We start from the raw sequence: 16,724 nt of genomic DNA, 5'->3' as shown, positions 1-16,724 counted from the left end.
GATTTTCGCGCGCTTTGCGGCGCGGCAATGTCTTGCAGTCGTCTGGAGGCGTCCTTATATACCCCGCAAAGCTTCGGATCGGTCCGGCGCTTTCGATAAGACCATACCATTAGGGGCTGCCAAAAGAACGCCTGAATGGGTTCCGGCAGTTCGCTTGAAGGAGAGAATGACATGGCTAAAGTAATCGGTATCGACCTCGGGACGACCAATTCCTGCGTCGCCGTCATGGATGGCAAGGACGCGAAGGTCATTGAGAATGCCGAAGGCGCGCGCACGACGCCTTCCATGGTCGCCTTCACCGAAGACGGTGAGCGGCTGACCGGCCAGCCGGCCAAGCGCCAGGCGGTCACCAACCCGGAAAACACCCTGTTCGCCGTCAAGCGCCTCATCGGTCGCCGCTACGACGACAAGCTCGTCGAGAAGGACAAGGGTCTCGTTCCCTACAAGATCGTCAAGGGCGACAATGGCGATGCCTGGGTCGATGCCCGCGGCAAGGGCTATTCGCCTTCGCAGATCTCCGCGATGATCCTGCAGAAGATGAAGGAAACCGCTGAATCCTACCTCGGCGAGACCATCACGCAGGCCGTCATCACGGTTCCGGCCTACTTCAACGACGCGCAGCGCCAGGCGACCAAGGACGCCGGCAAGATCGCGGGTCTTGAAGTGCTCCGCATCATCAACGAGCCGACCGCTGCCGCGCTCGCCTACGGCCTCGACAAGAAGGACGGCAAGACCATCGCCGTCTACGACCTTGGCGGCGGCACGTTCGACATCTCGGTCCTGGAAATCGGCGATGGCGTCTTCGAAGTGAAGTCGACCAACGGCGACACCTTCCTCGGCGGTGAAGACTTCGACATGCGTCTGGTCAACTACCTCGCCGACGAGTTCAAGAAGGACCAGGGCATCGACCTGAAGAACGACAAGCTTGCCCTGCAGCGCCTCAAGGAAGCTGCCGAAAAGGCCAAGATCGAGCTGTCCTCCTCGCAGCAGACCGAGATCAACCTGCCGTTCATCACGGCGGATGCGACCGGCCCGAAGCACCTGACGATGAAGCTGACCCGCGCCAAGTTCGAGGCTCTGGTCGACGATCTCGTCCAGCGCACCGTCGCACCGTGCAAGGCAGCCCTCAAGGATGCCGGCGTCACGGCGGCCGAGATCGACGAAGTCGTTCTCGTAGGTGGCATGAGCCGCATGCCGAAGGTGCAGGAAACCGTCAAGCAGCTGTTCGGCAAGGAGCCGCACAAGGGTGTCAACCCGGATGAAGTGGTCGCCATGGGCGCCGCCATCCAGGCCGGCGTTCTGCAAGGCGACGTCAAGGACGTTCTGCTCCTCGACGTGACCCCGCTGTCTCTCGGCATCGAAACGCTGGGCGGTGTCTTCACCCGTCTGATCGAGCGCAACACGACGATCCCGACGAAGAAGTCGCAGACCTTCTCGACCGCCGAAGACAACCAGTCGGCCGTGACCATCCGCGTCTCGCAGGGCGAGCGTGAAATGGCTGCGGACAACAAGCTGCTCGGCCAGTTCGACCTCGTCGGCATTCCGCCGGCGCCGCGCGGCATGCCGCAGATCGAAGTGACCTTCGACATCGACGCCAACGGCATCGTGCAGGTTTCGGCCAAGGACAAGGGCACCGGCAAGGAGCACCAGATCCGCATCCAGGCCTCCGGCGGTCTTTCCGACGCCGACATCGAGAAGATGGTCAAGGATGCCGAAGCCAATGCCGAGGCGGACAAGAAGCGCCGTGAGGCCGTCGAGGCGAAGAACCAGGCCGAAAGCCTGATCCACTCCTCGGAGAAGTCGCTGAAGGAATACGGCGACAAGGTCACGGAAGCCGACCGCAAGGCCATCGAGGACGCAATTGCCGCCCTCAAGACTTCGGTCGAAGCCTCCGAGCCCGACGCCGAGGACATCAAGGCCAAGACCAACACGCTCATGGAAGTGTCCATGAAGCTCGGCCAGGCGATCTACGAGGCCCAGCAGGCCGAAGAGAACGCCTCTTCCGGTGACGCCGGTGACGACATCGTCGACGCCGACTACGAAGAAGTGAAGGACGACAAGAAGTCGGCCTGAGCCTCCTGACATGCCGGCTGCGCCAGACGCAGCCGGTGCAACGGATCGTGAAAAGGCGGAAGTCAGCGCGAAGGGAAACAAGGCACCATGATCACTCCCGTTTGTCGCGGTGACGATGTCATGGCCTTCCCTTCGCCCGGCTTCCGCCTTTTCGCATGCGCAGATCACGGCAAATCCGGCGGAATCGTGAAAACGGTTTTGCATCCGGGTCTGCGAAGAGATATTGCGCAGGCTGACGGCAAGCTTCCCGATACACAATAACAAGACCGTTCCCGCGAAACGGACGTGAACCCGAATGGCAAAAGCTGATTTTTACGAGACGCTGGGTGTCTCCAAGACCGCCGACGAGAAGGAGCTGAAGAGCGCCTTCCGCAAGATGGCGATGAAGTACCACCCGGACAAGAATCCGGGCGATGCCTCCGCCGAACAGAAGTTCAAGGACGTCAACGAGGCCTACGAGACGCTCAAGGACCCGCAGAAGCGCGCGGCCTATGATCGTTACGGCCACGCCGCCTTCGAGCAGGGTGGCATGGGTGGCGGCGGCTTCGGCGGCGGCGGTTTCCAGGGCGGCGGCTTCTCCGACATCTTCGAGGACATCTTTGGCGAGATGATGGGCGGCGGGCGCCAGCGACGCTCCTCCGGCGGGCGCGAGCGCGGCGGCGATCTCCGCTACAACATGGAAATCTCGCTGGAAGAGGCCTATGCCGGCAAGACCGCGCAGATCCGCGTGCCGACATCCATCACCTGCGATGTCTGCACCGGAACGGGCGCCAAGCCCGGCACGAGCCCCAAGACCTGCGCCACCTGCCAGGGGTCGGGCCGCGTGCGCGCCGCCCAGGGCTTCTTCTCCATCGAACGCACCTGCCCGACCTGTCATGGTCGCGGTCAGACGATCAGCGATCCCTGCACCAAGTGCCACGGCAACGGTCGCGTCACGGAAGAGCGCTCGCTGTCGGTCAACATTCCGGCCGGTATCGAGGACGGCACGCGCATTCGTCTGTCCGGCGAGGGCGAGGCGGGCGTTCGCGGCGGGCCTGCGGGCGACCTCTACATCTTCCTGTCGGTCAAGCCGCACGAATTCTTCCAGCGCGACGGGGCGGACCTCTATTGCACCGTGCCGATCTCGATGACGACGGCAGCGCTTGGCGGCACCTTCGACGTCGCGACGCTCGACGGCACCAAGTCGCGCGTCTCGGTGCCCGAGGGCACCCAGGCCGGCAAGCAGTTCCGCCTGAAGAGCAAGGGCATGCCGGTGCTGCGCTCGAGCCAGGTCGGCGATCTCTATATCCAGATCCAGATCGAGACGCCGCAGAAGCTTACCAAGCGCCAGCGCGAGCTCCTGAAGGAATTCGAGGAGATTTCGTCGAAGGACAACAATCCGGAATCGGCCGGCTTCTTCGCGCGGATGAAGGAATTCTTCGAGGGCTGATCGGTCCTCGAAACAAGAAAAGCCCCGGCATGCCGGGGCTTTTTTTTGTTAGTCGAACGGGTGAGTGGCCCGGCTCAGTGGGCACCGGACATGTCGCCGAGGACGTCCTTGGACTTCACCGTCGAATCGGCGTTCAGCACGTAGACCATCGGCACGCCGGTCGCCAGATTCAGCTTCAGGATCTCTTCCTTGGAAAGCTTGTCGAGCACCATGACGAGCGAGCGCAGCGAGTTGCCATGCGCGGCGACCAGCACCTTTTCACCGCGCAGCACGCGGGGCAGGATTTCCGTGAGGTAGTAGGGCCAGACGCGGGCGCCGGTGTCGCGCAGGCTCTCGCCGCCCGGCGGCGGCACGTCGTAGGAACGGCGCCAGATATGGACCTGCTCCTCGCCCCACTTGGCGCGGGCGTCATCCTTGTTGAGGCCCGAGAGGTCGCCGTAGTCGCGCTCGTTGAGAGCCTGGTCGCGGATCGTCTCGAGGCCCGGCTGGCCGATCTCGTCGAGGATCAGCCCCAACGTCTTCTGCGCGCGGGTGAGGTCGGAGGTGAACGCGATGTCGAATTTGATGCCGGTCTCGGCCAGCGCCTTGCCGCCGGTCTTGGCTTCCTCGACGCCGAGCGCCGTCAGGTCCGGGTCGCGCCAGCCGGTGAAGAGGTTTTTCAGGTTCCATTCGCTCTGGCCGTGGCGAACGAGGACGAGGGTTCCGCTCATATGGTCTGTCTCCTAACGCTGACTTAGTTGAGCCCGAGCACGTCGAGCATGGAATAGAGGCCTGGCTTCTTGTCGCGTGCCCAGAGGGCCGCCTTGACGGCGCCGCGGGCGAAGATCGAACGGTCCGTCGCGCTGTGCGACAGCGTGACCATTTCGCCTTCGCCAGCCAGCATCACCGAATGTTCGCCGATGACCGAGCCGCCGCGCAGCGTTGCAAAACCGATCGTGCCGGCGGGACGCGGGCCGGTGTGGCCGTCGCGCACGCGCACGGAGTTCTCCACCAGCGAGATCCCGCGGCCCCTGGCGGCGGCGTTGCCGAGCAGGAGGGCGGTGCCCGAGGGCGCGTCGACCTTGTGCTTGTGGTGCATTTCCAGCACCTCGATGTCCCAGTCGGAAGCGCCGAGCGCGCGGGCTGCCTTTTCCGTCAGCACGCCGAGCAGGTTCACGCCGAGGCTCATATTGCCCGACTTGACGATGCGGGCATGGCGTGCGGCGGCCTTGATCTTCTCGTCGTCCGCCGCCGAGCAGCCCGTGGTGCCGACCACATGCACGATGCGCGCCTGTGCGGCGAGGCCGGCAAATTCGATGGTGGCGGCCGGCGCGGTGAAGTCGAGCACGCCTTCTGCCTCCAGGAAGGTCTCCAGCGGCTTGTCGGTGACGGGAACGCCGATCGGCCCGAGGCCGGCAAGTTCGCCGGCGTCGCGGCCGACGAAGGGCGAGCCTTCGCGCTCGACGGCAGCGAACACTTCCGCGCCCTCGATGGCGTGGATGGTGCGGATCAGCGTCTGGCCCATGCGGCCGGCGGCCCCGACCACGACCAGCTTCATTGCGTTGCCGCTCATGTCTCGTTCCTGTCTGTTATTTGCCCGTGCTGCCGGCGGGCGCCTGAAGGTTGTTGAGGCGAGCGTAAAGGCCGTTCTCGCGAGCCGCAAGCTCATCGTGCGTGCCTTCTTCGGCAACCGTGCCGTCCTGCATGACGATGATCTTGTCGGCGCGCACGACGGTCGACAGGCGGTGCGCGATGACGACCACGGTGCGCCCGCTCATCGCCTCGTCCAGTGCCTTCTGCACGGCCTGTTCGGATTCGGTGTCGAGTGCGGAGGTCGCTTCGTCGAGCAGCAGGATCGGCGCATTGCGCACCAGCGCGCGGGCGATGGAGAGGCGCTGGCGCTGGCCGCCGGAAAGCGTCACACCGTTTTCCCCGACGGGTGTGTCATAGCCGAGCGGCTGGGCGAGGATGAAGTCATGCGCATAGGCGTGGCGCGCCGCTTCCTCGACCTCGGCATCCGTGGCGTCGGGACGGCCATAGCGGATATTGTCGCGGATCGTGCCCTCGAAGAGATAGGGCTGCTGGGAGACGTAGGCGATGCCGTTGCGGAGCGACTGCTTGGTTACATGGGCGATGTCCTGCCCGTCGATCAGGATCGCGCCTTCCGCCGGGTCGTAGAAGCGGGGAATGAGGCTGATGACGGTGGACTTGCCGGCGCCGGAGGGGCCGACGAGCGCCGTCGTCTTGCCGCCCTCGGCCGTGAAGGACACGCCCTTCAGGATCGTCTCGGTTTCCGAATAGCCGAAGCGCACGTCGCGGAAGGCGATGGTCGCATCGGAAATGGCGAGCGGCTTGGCGTCGGCAAGGTCGGCCTGGCGCGGCTTCAGGTCGAGGATTTCGTAGATCATGCGCGCATTGACGGCCGCGCGCTCCAGCGAAACCTGAAGGCGGGCAAGGCGGCGGGCCGGGTCGTAGGCCATCAGAAGGGCCGCGACGAAGGAGAAGAACGCCCCCGGCATCACGCCGGCATAGATCGAGCGGTAGGCCGCATAGGCGAGCACGCCGGAAATCGCAAAGCCCGCAAAGGTTTCGGTCATGGGGGCCGTGCGTTCGGTCAGCCGCGCGATGCGGTTCGACCGGCTCTCGGCCTCGCCGATGATGGCTTCCACCTTGGTCTTCAACTGGGCCTCCATGGTGAAGGCCTTGACGATGGTGATGCCCTGGACCGTCTCCTGCATGGCGCCGAGCACGTGGCTGTTCAGTTCCACGGCCTCGCGCGTCGCATTGCGCAGGCGCTTGGAAACGTAGCGCAGGCCGAGCAGCAGCGGTGGGGCGACGAAGAAGACGATGAGCGTCAGCAGCCAGTCCTTGGAGAGCATCACGCCGATCAGCGCGATGAGGGTCAGCACGTCGCGGGCAAGCGAGGTGACCGTCATGTTCAGCACGTCGCGGATGCCGGTGACGTTCTGGCTGATCTGCGCGGCGAGATAGGCCGAGCGCGACTCGTTGTAATAGCTGACGCTGAGCGCCATCAGGTGCGAATAGAGCCGCCGCTGGTAGCGCGCGACGATGTTGTTGCCGATCTTGGTCAGGATGACGGCTTCGTAATAGGTCGCAAAGCCGCGCAGCACGAAGGCGGCGAAGATCGCGCTGCAAATGATCATGACGAGGTCGGCGCGCTTGTTGGCGAAGGCCTCGTTGACGACCGATTCCATGATCCAGGCCGTAAAGGCCGTCGTCAGCGCCACGACGGCGAGGCAGCCGATGGCCATGGCGTAACCACGCACATGCTCACGGCCGTTCTCGGCAATGACGCGTTTGAGCACGGTGGCGACGGTGTCGGAGCTGATGGGATTGCGCTCGGTTCGACTCTTATCGGCCAATGGCTTGACTTTCCTCGACGGTCTCGACGACGGCCGGCAGGACCGGCGCGTTGGCCCGCTCTATAGGGGGTCAGTCCGCCTTTGGCGAGTCCGGGCTGCGGCAAAGCCTTGCCGAAAGACTCACCTTTTCCAGTGGCGTCCCTCCGTTGCAACACCGAATCGATCCGGCATGCGCGCGAAGGCGGCAAGGCCGGCGAGGGCCGCGACGGGATGGGTGACGACATAGGTCGGGATGGAGCCGAGCAGGGCGCTGTGCGGCGCCTTGTCCTCGAAGGCGGCGCGGAATTCCGGACCGCGCAGGGCGGGCAGGATCTTCTGCGAGATGCCGCCGGCAAGGAACACGCCGCCCTTGGCCATGAAGATCATCGCCATGTCGCCGGCAACGCGTCCGAGATAGGTGGAAAACAGCGACACGGTCTCGACGGACGTACGGTCCTCCTGCGCCAGTGCCTTGGCGGTCACCTCGGCGGGCGTCGTCAGCGGCGCGTCGATGCCGTCGGCGGCGGCGATGGCATGGTAGATGTTCATGATGCCGCGTCCGCACAGCAGCTGCTCGGCGGAAATGCGGCCTTCGATCGGCTCGAGGAAAGGCCAGATCTGGTAGTCGCGCTCGCTGCGCGGGCCGACGTCGATATGGCCGCCTTCGCCCGGAACCGGAATCCAGCTCTGGCGGGCGTAGACGAGGCCGGCGACGCCGAGGCCGGTGCCGGGGCCGAGCACGGCGCGCGAGGCGGCGTGGCGCTCGGTGCCGGGGCCGATCTTTTCACGGTCGCCCTCATCGAGCGAGGCGACGGCCAGCGCCTGCGCCTCGAAGTCGTTGACGAGCAGCACGTCCTCGAAGCCGAGATTGGCGATCATGTCGCGCGGACGCACCACCCAGGGGCAATTGGTCAGCGGCACCTCGTCGCCCTCGATGGGGCCGGCAAGCGCCAGGATCGCCGAGCGCGGCTGCACCGAGCTCCTGTCGAGGATGCACTGCTGCAGCGCGTCGTCGATATTCGGGAAATCGGCGGTCTGGACGATGGGGAACTGTTTCGGCTCGGCGAAGGCATCCACCAGCAGCGCGAAGCGCGCATTGGTGCCGCCGATATCGCCGACGAGGATGGGGAAGGGGAGGTTCGTGTCGTTGTCGCCCGGCCGTGCCATCAAGCTGTCCCGTTCGTTCGCGTGGATGGTTCGCTTTCGCTACCTGCGGTGAAGGTTGCCGTCAATCGGCGGCGAAGTCGAGCAGGCGTTCCGCCGTCGCCCGGTTCAGCGCCATCGGAATGTCGTAGACGATGGCGAGCCGCATCAGCGCCTTCACGTCCACGTCATGCGGCATGGGGGTGAGCGGATCGACGAAGAAGATGAGGAGGTCGACCTCGCCGGTCGCGATCAGCGCGCCGATCTGCTGGTCGCCACCGAGCGGGCCGCTCTTGAGGCGGGTGACGTCGAGGTCGGGGCAAGCATCGAGAACCCGGCCGCCCGTCGTGCCGGTCGCGACGATCTTCGCCGTTGCCAGAACCTTTTCGTACTGGGCGGCAAAGGCCGCCATGTCGTCCTTCTTCTCGTCATGCGCGATGAGCGCAATGCATTTCTGGCGCGACATAGGCGTTCCCTGCAGGAATTAAATCGATTTGAACGCCTTATACAAAAGCGGTGGCGCCTTGAAAAGCCCCGCGGTCGCGGGGCTCGCGCGCAAACGCCTTGCGGGCATCCTAGTGGAGCGGCCGGGGAATCGGGATCGGGATGAGCGCCGGCAGCATCGTATCGGCGGCGATCACCGATTCGATCGTTCCAGCCGCGCTTGTCGTCGCCCCGTCCCCGTCCGAGAAGGCAAGCGCTGAGGAGGCGCCGCCGTTGCCCTGATAGGTCATCTCCTGCTCCGAGGACGGCGAAGCGCTGGCAAGCACCGTGCCGCAGGCCTTGGGCAGGTCGGAGAGCATCACGTAGCGCGGCTTGACCGGCTTGGCATCCGGCTTGGGCTTGGGCTTTTCCCAAGGTTCCTTGGTGAACCACCAGGCAAGAGACGCATCGCAGCCGTCGCCGGCCGGCACCTTCGCCTGCGGCTTGCAGCCCGCCGCGCCCTGCGGGCACTTGATGCGGATGTGGAAGTGCTCGTCATGGCCGTAGATCGGCCGCACCTTGCCGAGCAGCGACCGGTCGCCCTGCCAGGTCTCGCAGAGTTTCCTCTTGATCGCCGGATTGACGAAGACGCGCTCGACCTGCGGATAGCTTGCCGCCTTCATCACGAGGCGGGCATGGGTGGAGGTCCAGCGGCGCGAATCGACCGTGAGGAACTTGCTCTTGTCGAGCATGGAGGTGAAGGGCAGCTTTTCGCGTTCCTGCGCGGACATGCGATGATCCGGCATCGGCGTGAACCAGATGTCGGCGTCGAGGCCGACCTGGTGCGAGGCATGACCCGAGAGCATCGGCCCGCCGCGCGGCTGAGAGATGTCGCCGAGCAGCAGCCCGGGCCAGCCGAGCTGCTGTGCGTCCTGCGAGAACTGTTCCAGCAGCGCGATCATCTGCGGATGGCCCCAGCGCCGGTTGCGCGACAGCCGCATTGCCTGCCAGGCCGGGCCGTCCGTCGGAATCGCCACGGCGCCGGCGATGCAGCCCTTGGCGTAGGAGCCGTAGGAGGCGGTCGCCATCCTGGCCGGCAGGCGCTTGGCGCCGAAGAGTTCCTTGGCCGGTCGCTCTTCGGCCGCAAGCGGCGAGGCGAGCGCGGTCAGCGCAAGGCCGGCGGCGGCAAGGCAGGTGACAAGGCGGGAAAAGAAGGAATGCGCAGGCATGGTTCGGTCTCGAAAGTCGCAATCGTTGCGAAAGGTTAAAGGATCATCCTTTCGCGGAGATGAATCGTCGGCCGCAATAGGCGGGGCAAAAACGGCCGCTTTGATGGCAGGCCTGTCAATTGCCCGGATTTTGCCTATTCTTTGCGCCATGCTTCGGCACGCAATAGGAAAGGGAATGGGCATGCAGGCTGCCTTCGGGAGATATGGGTTCACCGCCGTTCTGGCGCTTTCGCTGGCGGTTGCCGGCAGCGTGCGGGCCGAAGACGCGGCAAACCAGACCTGGCGCATCGGCATTTCCACCATCGGCGACCTGAAGCATCCCGATGGTTTCGACCGGTTCGGCTACGTCAATCCGGATGCCCCCAAGGGGGGCGAGCTGAAACTGTCCAATACCGGTACCTACGACACGTTCAATCCCATCCTAGCCAAGGGGGAAGTGGCGACCGGCGTCTCCTCGCTCGTCTACGATACGCTGCTGAAGAACGCCGAGGACGAGATCACCGCGTCCTACGGCCTGCTCGCCGAGGGGGTTTCCTACCCGGACGACATCTCCACCACGACCTTCCGCCTGCGTGCGCAAGCCAAGTGGGCGGATGGCCAGCCCGTGACGCCGGAAGACGTGGTCTTCTCCTTCGAGAAGGCCAAGGAGCACAATCCGCTCTATGCCAATTACTACAAGCATGTCGTCTCGGCGGAAAAGACCGGCGAGCGCGACGTGACCTTCCGCTTCGACGAGAAGAACAACCGCGAACTGCCGAACATCCTCGGCCAGTTCCCGATCCTGCCCAAGCACTGGTGGGAGGGCACGGACGCCAAGGGCAAGAAGCGGGATATCGCCCGCACGACGCTGGAGCCGGTCATGGGCTCCGGCCCGTACAAGATCGCGTCCTTCCAGGCCGGCGGTTCGGTGCGCTTCGAGCGGCGCGACGACTATTGGGGCAAGGACCTCAACGTGAATGTCGGCCAGTACAATTTCAGCACGATCACCTACAGCTATTACGGCGACAAGAATGTGGAGTTCGAAGACTTCCGCGCCGGCAATGTGCATTTCTTCCAGGACAACAGCGCCAGCCACTGGGCGACGGCCTATGACTTCCCGGCCATGAAGGATGGCCGGGTGGTGCGCGAGGAGATCGAGAACCCGCTGCGCGCCGCCGGCATCATGCAGGCCTTCGTGCCGAACCTGCGCCGGGACAAGTTCAAGGACCAGAAGGTCCGCGAGGCGCTGAACTACACCTTCGATTTCGAGGACCTCAACCGCAACCTTGCCTATAATGCCTATACGCGCGTCGACAGTTATTTCTGGGGTACGGAGCTTGCCTCTTCCGGTCTGCCGGAGGGCCGCGAGAAGGAAATCCTGGAGGAGCTGAAGGACAAGGTTCCGCCTTCCGTCTTCACCACCACCTATACCAACCCGGTGGGCGGCGAGCCGCAGAAGGTGCGCGAGAACCTGCGCAAGGCGCTCGGCCTCTTCAAGGAAGCGGGCTATGTTCTGAAGGGCAACAAACTCGTCAATGCCAAGACGGGCGAACCCTTCGGTTTCGAGCTGCTCCTGTCCAATCCGTCCTTCGAGCGCACGGTCACGCCCTTCATCAACAGCGCCAAGAAGATCGGCATCGACGCGCGCATCCGCACGGTCGACGCCTCGCAGTACACCAACCGCGTCCGCAGTTTCGACTACGACATGATCTACGGCATCTGGGCGCAGTCGCTCGTGCCCGGCAACGAGCAGATCGACTATTGGGGCTCGGCTTCCGTCAACCAGCCCGGCTCCAAGAACTATGCCGGCATCGCCGACCCCGCGATCGACGAACTGATCCGCAGGGTCATCTTCGCGCCGAACCGCGAGGAACTGGTCGCGACCACCCATGCGCTCGACCGCGTGCTGCTCGCCCACCAGTATGTGATCCCGCTCTTCTATTCCAGGGCCCAGCGCATCGCCTACTGGAACAGCCTCGCCCGGCCGCAGGAATTGCCCTATTACGGCCTCGGTTTCCCCGATGTCTGGTGGTCCAAAAACGCCGCAAAATGAGCCGGGGCTTGCGCCGCCCGGCGTCCTCGGCTCCATATAGCGGGAACGAATCACCGGCGCGGCAGGCGGCGGCAGAATGGAAGGGTTGGGCTTGACCGGCTGGACATCCACGCATGCTATCAAGGCGGGTGAACGCTGATGGGCGCCTATATCCTGCGCCGTATTTTGCTGATGATCCCGACGATCTTCGGCATCATGGCGATCTCGTTCGCGATCGTGCAGTTCGCGCCGGGCGGCCCGGTCGAGCAGGTCATCGCCGACCTGACGAACCAGGGCGGCGGCGATCGCCTGTCCGGCGGCAGCGACATGATGCAGGAGGTCAGCCAGGACAGCGCCTATCGCGGCGCACGCGGCCTCGATCCCGAATTCATCGCCAAGCTGGAAAAGCAGTTCGGCTTCGACAAGCCGCCGCTCGAGCGCTTCTTCACGATGATGTGGGATTACATCCGCTTCGATTTCGGCGAGAGCTTCTTCCGCAACATTTCCGTGGTCGATCTCATCGCCCAGAAGATGCCGGTTTCCATCTCGCTCGGCGTCTGGATCCTCATCTTCTCCTATGCCATCTCCATTCCGCTCGGCATCAAGAAGGCGGTGAAGGACGGCTCGGCCTTCGACGTCTGGACCTCCGGCATCATCATCATCGGCTATGCCGTGCCGAGCTTCCTCTTCGGCATCCTGCTGATCGTTCTTTTCGCCGGCGGATCCTTCCTCGACTGGTTCCCGCTGCGCGGCATCGTCTCGGACAATTTCGACAGCCTCGCCTGGTGGCAGAAGCCGCTCGACTACATGTGGCACATGACGCTGCCGCTGATCACGCTGCTGCTGTCCGCCTTCGCCACGACGACGCTGCTGACGAAGAACTCCTTCATCGACGAGATCAAGAAGCAATATGTCACGACGGCCCGCGCCAAGGGCCTCAGCGAGAACCAGGTGCTCTACGGCCACGTCTTCCGCAATGCCATGCTGATCATCATCGCCGGCTTCCCCGGCGCCTTCATCTCGGCCTTCTTCACCGGCTCGCTGCTGATCGAATATATCTTCTCGCTCGATGGCCTCGGCCGCCTCGGCTACGATTCCATTGTCCGGCGCGACTATCCCATCGTCTTCGCCACGCTCTTCATCTTCTCGCTGATGGGCCTCGTGGTCTCCCTCATCTCCGACCTCATCTACACCTGGGTCGATCCGCGCATCGATTTCGAGCGGAGGGACGTGTGATGAGCGCTGTCACCAACACGGCTCCCGTCGCCCCGCCGAAGAAGGGCCTGCTCTCGCCGACCAACAAGCGGCGCTGGGAGAATTTCCGGGCGAACCGGCGCGGCTACTGGTCGCTCTGGATCTTCCTCGTCATCTTCGTGCTCAGCCTCTTCGCCGAGTTCATCGCCAACGACCGCCCGATCCTTGCCTCCTACAAGGGCGAACTGCTCTTCCCCGTCGTCGTCGATTATCCTGAGGAGAAGTTCGGCGGCTTCCTCGCCGAGACGGACTACCGCTCCGACTTCATCACCGAGGAGATCGAGGCGAACGGCTGGATGATCTGGCCGCCAATCCGCTATTCCTACAGCACCGCCAATTCCAATATTCCGCATTCCGCGCCCACCGCGCCCTTCTGGCTGATGTCGAAGGAAGAGCGCTGCGCCGGCTATCCGAACGGTGCCGCGGACGTGAACTGCAATCTCAGCAATCTCAACTGGCTCGGCACCGACGACCAGGCGCGCGACGTGTTCGCCCGCGCCATCTACGGCTTCCGCATCTCGGTGCTCTTCGGCCTCGCGCTGACGATCTGCTCGGCGGTGGTCGGCGTGACGGCCGGCGCGGTGCAGGGTTATTTTGGCGGCTGGACCGACCTTCTGATGCAACGCTTCATCGAGATCTGGTCCTCGATGCCGGTGCTCTACATCCTGCTCATCATCGCCGCGATCCTGCCGCCGGGCTTCTGGATCCTCTTGGGCATCATGCTGCTCTTCTCCTGGGTCGGTTTCGTCGGCGTGGTGCGCGCCGAGTTCCTGCGCGCCCGCAATTTCGAATATGTCCGGGCGGCGCGCGCGCTCGGCGTCGGCAATGCGACGATCATGGCGCGGCACCTGCTGCCGAACGCGATGGTCGCGACCCTGACCTTCCTGCCCTTCATCCTGTCGGGCTCGATCACCACGCTCACCTCGCTCGACTTCCTGGGCTTCGGCATGCCGCCGGGTTCGCCCTCGCTCGGTGAACTGATCGCGCAGGGCAAGGAGAACCTTCAGGCGCCGTGGCTCGGCCTCACCGCCTTCATCGTCATGTCCGTCATGCTGTCGCTGCTGATCTTCGTCGGCGAAGCGACGCGCGACGCCTTCGATCCGAGGAAGACCTTCCGGTGAGCGCTCCCGAAACCATCCTCTCCGTCCGCGACCTGTCGGTGGCCTTCCACCAGGGCGGCAACACGTCGCTTGCCGTCGACCGGGTGTCCTTCGAGATCAGGCGCGGCGAGGTCGTCGCGCTTGTCGGCGAATCCGGCTCCGGCAAGTCGGTGACGGCGAATTCGATCCTGAAGCTGCTGCCCTATCCCGCCGCAAGTCATCCCTCGGGCGAAATCCGCTTCAACGGCAGGGACCTCCTGAAGGCCTCGGATGCGGAGCTGCGCAACGTGCGCGGCAACGACATCACCATGATCTTCCAGGAGCCGATGACCTCGCTCAATCCGCTGCATTCCATCGAGCGGCAGATCGGCGAGATCCTGAAGCTGCACCAGGATATCGAAGGTCCCGCCGCCCGCGCGAAAACCCTCGAACTGCTCAATCAGGTCGGTATCCGCGAGCCGGAAAAGCGCCTCTCCGCCTATCCGCACGAGCTGTCGGGCGGCCAGCGCCAGCGTGTCATGATCGCCATGGCGCTCGCCAACCGCCCGGAACTGCTGATCGCCGACGAGCCGACGACCGCGCTCGACGTCACCGTGCAGGCCCAAATTCTGGAACTGCTGAAAAACCTCAAGGAAGAGCACGGCATGTCCATGCTCTTCATCACCCACGACCTCGGCATCGTGCGCAAATTCGCCGATCGGGTCTGCGTGATGACCAAGGGCAAGATCGTCGAGACCGGCCCGGTCGAGGAGATCTTCTCCAATCCGCAGCATGCCTATACGCGCCACCTGCTCGCCTCCGAGCCGCGGGGCGAGCCGCGCCCGGCCGATGACAGCCAACCCGTCGTGGTGGAGGCGGAGGACGTAAAAGTCTGGTTCCCGATCAAGGCCGGGTTCCTGCGTCGCGTGGTCGATCATGTGAAGGCTGTCGACGGCATCGACCTGAAACTGCGCGCCGGCCACACGCTCGGCGTCGTCGGCGAATCAGGCTCCGGCAAGACGACGCTCGGCCTCGCGCTGACGCGGCTCATCGCGTCGAGAGGCCGCATCGCCTTCGTCGGGCAGGATATCGCCAACCGCACCTTTGCCGAGATGCGGCCGCTGCGCCGGCGCATGCAGATCGTCTTCCAGGATCCCTACGGTTCGCTCTCGCCGCGCATGTCGGTTGCCGATATCGTGGCGGAAGGCCTGAAGATCCACGAGCCTTCCCTTTCCGACGCCGAGCGCGACCACCGCGTCGCCGCTGCGCTGGAGGAAACGGGTCTCGACCCTGCGACCCGCTGGCGCTACCCGCATGAATTCTCCGGCGGCCAGCGCCAGCGCATCGCCATTGCCCGCGCCATGGTGCTGAAGCCCGAATTCGTCATGCTGGACGAGCCGACCTCGGCGCTCGACATGAGCGTGCAGGCGCAGGTGGTCGAACTGCTGCGCGACCTGCAGGCCAGGCACAATCTCGCCTATCTCTTCATCAGCCACGATCTCAAGGTCGTGCGCGCGCTTGCCAACGACATCATCGTCATGCGCGGCGGGCGCGTGGTGGAGAAGGGGCGTGCGAAGGACATCATCGAGCGACCGGGCGAGGCCTATACCAAGGCCCTGATGGCCGCCGCCTTCAATCTCGAAGCCGTCCGCATCGAGACGATCAGCCAGTAGCAGCAGGAAGCAGCATGTCGACGAAAAGCCCGGTCATCATCGATCTGAAATTCGATCAGGAGCAGGTCGCCGCCGCGCTCAAGGGCGCTTTTCCGGATCGTGAGGTGATCAACCTCCTGCATCCCGCAAACCGCAACCGCGATCTCTCGGGCATCGACTATGCCGTGGTCTGGAAGCCGGGCGCCGACCTCTTCTCGCGGGCGAAGGACCTAAAGGTCGTCTTCTCCGGCGGCGCGGGCGTCGATCACGTCGTAACGCTGCCTGGCCTGCCGGACGTGCCGCTTGTCCGCTTCGTCGACGATACGCTGACGACCCGCATGAGCGAATGGGTCGTCATGCAGTGCCTCCTGCATCTGCGCCAGCACCAGACCTATGAGGCGCAGCGCGAAAGGCGCGTCTGGCGTGAACTCGTCCAGCCCGAGGCGAAGGAAATCACCGTCGGCATCATGGGCTTCGGCGTGCTCGGGCAGGATTCGGCGAAGAAGCTGAAGACGCTTGGCTTCAACGTCATCGGCTGGTCGAAGAGCGGCCGCAGGGTCGAAGGTTTCGAGACCTATGACGATGCCGGTCTCGACGCCTTCCTCGCCCGCACCGATTTCCTCGTCGGCCTGCTGCCGCTGACGCCGGATACGCGGAACATCTACAATACCGGCCTCTTCACGCGGCTCAGCCGGAAGGGTCCGTTCGGCGCGCCTGTCTTCATCAATGCCGGTCGCGGCGGCAGCCAGGTCGAGGCCGACGTCGTCGCATCGCTCAACGACGGCACGCTCCGCGGCGCCTCGATCGACGTCTTCCAGCAGGAACCCCTGCCGCTCGAAAGCCCGTTCTGGTCGATGGACAAGGTCTTCATGACCCCCCACGCCTCCGCCGCCTCCGATGTCGCGGCCCTTTTCCGCCACGTCTCCCGTCAGATCGAACGGCTGGAAAGCGGCAAGCCGCTGGAGCATCTGGTGGACCGCAGCGCGGGGTATTGAGCCCAGGATCCATCCACAGGGCTCCGCACAAACGAAAGACCCGGATGCAGGGGACATCCGGGCCTTCGGGGAGGTCAGTCGGCGTAACGCTTACT

Annotated in this window: 14 protein-coding genes; 8 read left to right on the top strand and 6 right to left on the bottom strand. The window is 64.4% G+C overall.

All coding sequences use genetic code 11. From position 1 onward, the window contains the following. Positions 1-171 precede the first annotated feature (171 nt). The 3 genes from dnaK (at position 172) to dnaJ (ending at position 3,502) form a co-directional block, all read left to right on the top strand. On the top strand, positions 172-2,073 hold the full coding sequence (gene dnaK / locus V8U06_RS24305; RefSeq protein ID WP_427142868.1) for a molecular chaperone DnaK: 1,902 nt from the start codon (positions 172-174) through the stop codon (positions 2,071-2,073). A gap of 87 nt (positions 2,074-2,160) precedes the next feature. Beyond that, the gene (locus V8U06_RS24300) at positions 2,161-2,334 is read left to right on the top strand and encodes a hypothetical protein (protein ID WP_427142867.1); all 174 of its coding nucleotides are present in this window, start codon (positions 2,161-2,163) and stop codon (positions 2,332-2,334) included. Between the two features lie 34 nt (positions 2,335-2,368). Further along, complete coding sequence (gene dnaJ / locus V8U06_RS24295; RefSeq protein ID WP_226921264.1) at positions 2,369-3,502, top strand: molecular chaperone DnaJ; 1,134 nt, start codon at positions 2,369-2,371, stop codon at positions 3,500-3,502. Between the two features lie 74 nt (positions 3,503-3,576). Here the strand turns inward: dnaJ and V8U06_RS24290 are convergent, their stop codons facing one another. The 6 genes from V8U06_RS24290 to mepA form a co-directional block, all read right to left on the bottom strand. Then, positions 3,577-4,212, bottom strand: a complete 636-nt coding sequence (locus V8U06_RS24290) for a 2,3-bisphosphoglycerate-dependent phosphoglycerate mutase (protein WP_226921262.1) — start codon at positions 4,210-4,212, stop codon at positions 3,577-3,579. 23 nt (positions 4,213-4,235) lie between these two features. Further along, complete coding sequence (dapB, locus tag V8U06_RS24285; protein ID WP_427142866.1) at positions 4,236-5,054, bottom strand: 4-hydroxy-tetrahydrodipicolinate reductase; 819 nt, start codon at positions 5,052-5,054, stop codon at positions 4,236-4,238. A gap of 16 nt (positions 5,055-5,070) precedes the next feature. After that, positions 5,071-6,864, bottom strand: coding sequence for an ABC transporter ATP-binding protein (locus V8U06_RS24280; protein ID WP_427142865.1), 1,794 nt, complete (start codon positions 6,862-6,864; stop codon positions 5,071-5,073). 120 nt (positions 6,865-6,984) lie between these two features. Then, the gene (locus V8U06_RS24275) at positions 6,985-8,010 is read right to left on the bottom strand and encodes a glucokinase (protein WP_427142864.1); all 1,026 of its coding nucleotides are present in this window, start codon (positions 8,008-8,010) and stop codon (positions 6,985-6,987) included. A 61-nt stretch (positions 8,011-8,071) separates the two neighbouring features. Further along, on the bottom strand, positions 8,072-8,452 hold the full coding sequence (locus tag V8U06_RS24270) for a methylglyoxal synthase (protein WP_427142863.1): 381 nt from the start codon (positions 8,450-8,452) through the stop codon (positions 8,072-8,074). Positions 8,453-8,561: 109 nt separating this feature from the next. Beyond that, complete coding sequence (gene mepA, locus V8U06_RS24265) at positions 8,562-9,638, bottom strand: penicillin-insensitive murein endopeptidase (RefSeq protein ID WP_427142862.1); 1,077 nt, start codon at positions 9,636-9,638, stop codon at positions 8,562-8,564. 181 nt (positions 9,639-9,819) lie between these two features. On the opposite strand from mepA, the gene V8U06_RS24260 reads away from it, so the two are divergent. The 5 genes from V8U06_RS24260 (at position 9,820) to V8U06_RS24240 (ending at position 16,629) form a co-directional block, all read left to right on the top strand. After that, complete coding sequence (locus V8U06_RS24260; RefSeq protein ID WP_427142911.1) at positions 9,820-11,670, top strand: extracellular solute-binding protein; 1,851 nt, start codon at positions 9,820-9,822, stop codon at positions 11,668-11,670. Between the two features lie 138 nt (positions 11,671-11,808). After that, positions 11,809-12,885, top strand: a complete 1,077-nt coding sequence (locus V8U06_RS24255; RefSeq protein WP_226921249.1) for a microcin C ABC transporter permease YejB — start codon at positions 11,809-11,811, stop codon at positions 12,883-12,885. After that, positions 12,885-14,024 carry an ABC transporter permease gene (locus tag V8U06_RS24250; protein ID WP_427142861.1) on the top strand — a complete coding sequence of 380 codons (1,140 nt, stop codon included), beginning with the start codon at positions 12,885-12,887 and terminating at the stop codon, positions 14,022-14,024. Before V8U06_RS24255 ends, V8U06_RS24250 begins: the two co-directional genes overlap by 1 nt. After that, a complete protein-coding gene (locus tag V8U06_RS24245) occupies positions 14,021-15,655 on the top strand; it encodes an ABC transporter ATP-binding protein (RefSeq protein WP_427142860.1) in 1,635 nt (544 codons plus the stop codon). The genes V8U06_RS24250 and V8U06_RS24245 overlap by 4 nt, the downstream gene beginning before the upstream one ends. A 14-nt stretch (positions 15,656-15,669) precedes the next feature. Then, entirely contained in the window at positions 15,670-16,629 is a 960-nt protein-coding gene (locus V8U06_RS24240; RefSeq protein ID WP_427142859.1) for a 2-hydroxyacid dehydrogenase, read from the top strand. Positions 16,630-16,724: the final 95 nt, after the last annotated feature.

This window comes from Shinella sp. G-2 (genome assembly GCF_050172695.1).
In the GTDB taxonomy this organism is placed as follows: domain Bacteria; phylum Pseudomonadota; class Alphaproteobacteria; order Rhizobiales; family Rhizobiaceae; genus Shinella.
The sequence above is the reverse complement of the archived record's forward strand: the minus strand, read 5'-3'. Positions and strand labels throughout refer to the sequence as shown.

Bases quoted from the DNA above. Each gene is read 5' to 3' on its own strand.
- V8U06_RS24250 (WP_427142861.1), top strand. From the start codon at position 12,885: ATGAGCGCTGTCACCAACACGGCTCCCGTCGCCCCGCCGAAGAAGGGC.
- V8U06_RS24300 (WP_427142867.1), top strand. From the start codon at position 2,161: ATGATCACTCCCGTTTGTCGCGGTGACGATGTCATGGCCTTCCCTTCG.
- dnaJ (WP_226921264.1), top strand. From the start codon at position 2,369: ATGGCAAAAGCTGATTTTTACGAGACGCTGGGTGTCTCCAAGACCGCC.
- V8U06_RS24275 (WP_427142864.1), bottom strand. From the start codon at position 8,010: ATGGCACGGCCGGGCGACAACGACACGAACCTCCCCTTCCCCATCCTC.
- dapB (WP_427142866.1), bottom strand. From the start codon at position 5,054: ATGAGCGGCAACGCAATGAAGCTGGTCGTGGTCGGGGCCGCCGGCCGC.
- V8U06_RS24240 (WP_427142859.1), top strand. From the start codon at position 15,670: ATGTCGACGAAAAGCCCGGTCATCATCGATCTGAAATTCGATCAGGAG.
- dnaK (WP_427142868.1), top strand. From the start codon at position 172: ATGGCTAAAGTAATCGGTATCGACCTCGGGACGACCAATTCCTGCGTC.
- V8U06_RS24260 (WP_427142911.1), top strand. From the start codon at position 9,820: ATGCAGGCTGCCTTCGGGAGATATGGGTTCACCGCCGTTCTGGCGCTT.
- V8U06_RS24270 (WP_427142863.1), bottom strand. From the start codon at position 8,452: ATGTCGCGCCAGAAATGCATTGCGCTCATCGCGCATGACGAGAAGAAG.
- V8U06_RS24290 (WP_226921262.1), bottom strand. From the start codon at position 4,212: ATGAGCGGAACCCTCGTCCTCGTTCGCCACGGCCAGAGCGAATGGAAC.
- mepA (WP_427142862.1), bottom strand. From the start codon at position 9,638: ATGCCTGCGCATTCCTTCTTTTCCCGCCTTGTCACCTGCCTTGCCGCC.
- V8U06_RS24255 (WP_226921249.1), top strand. From the start codon at position 11,809: ATGGGCGCCTATATCCTGCGCCGTATTTTGCTGATGATCCCGACGATC.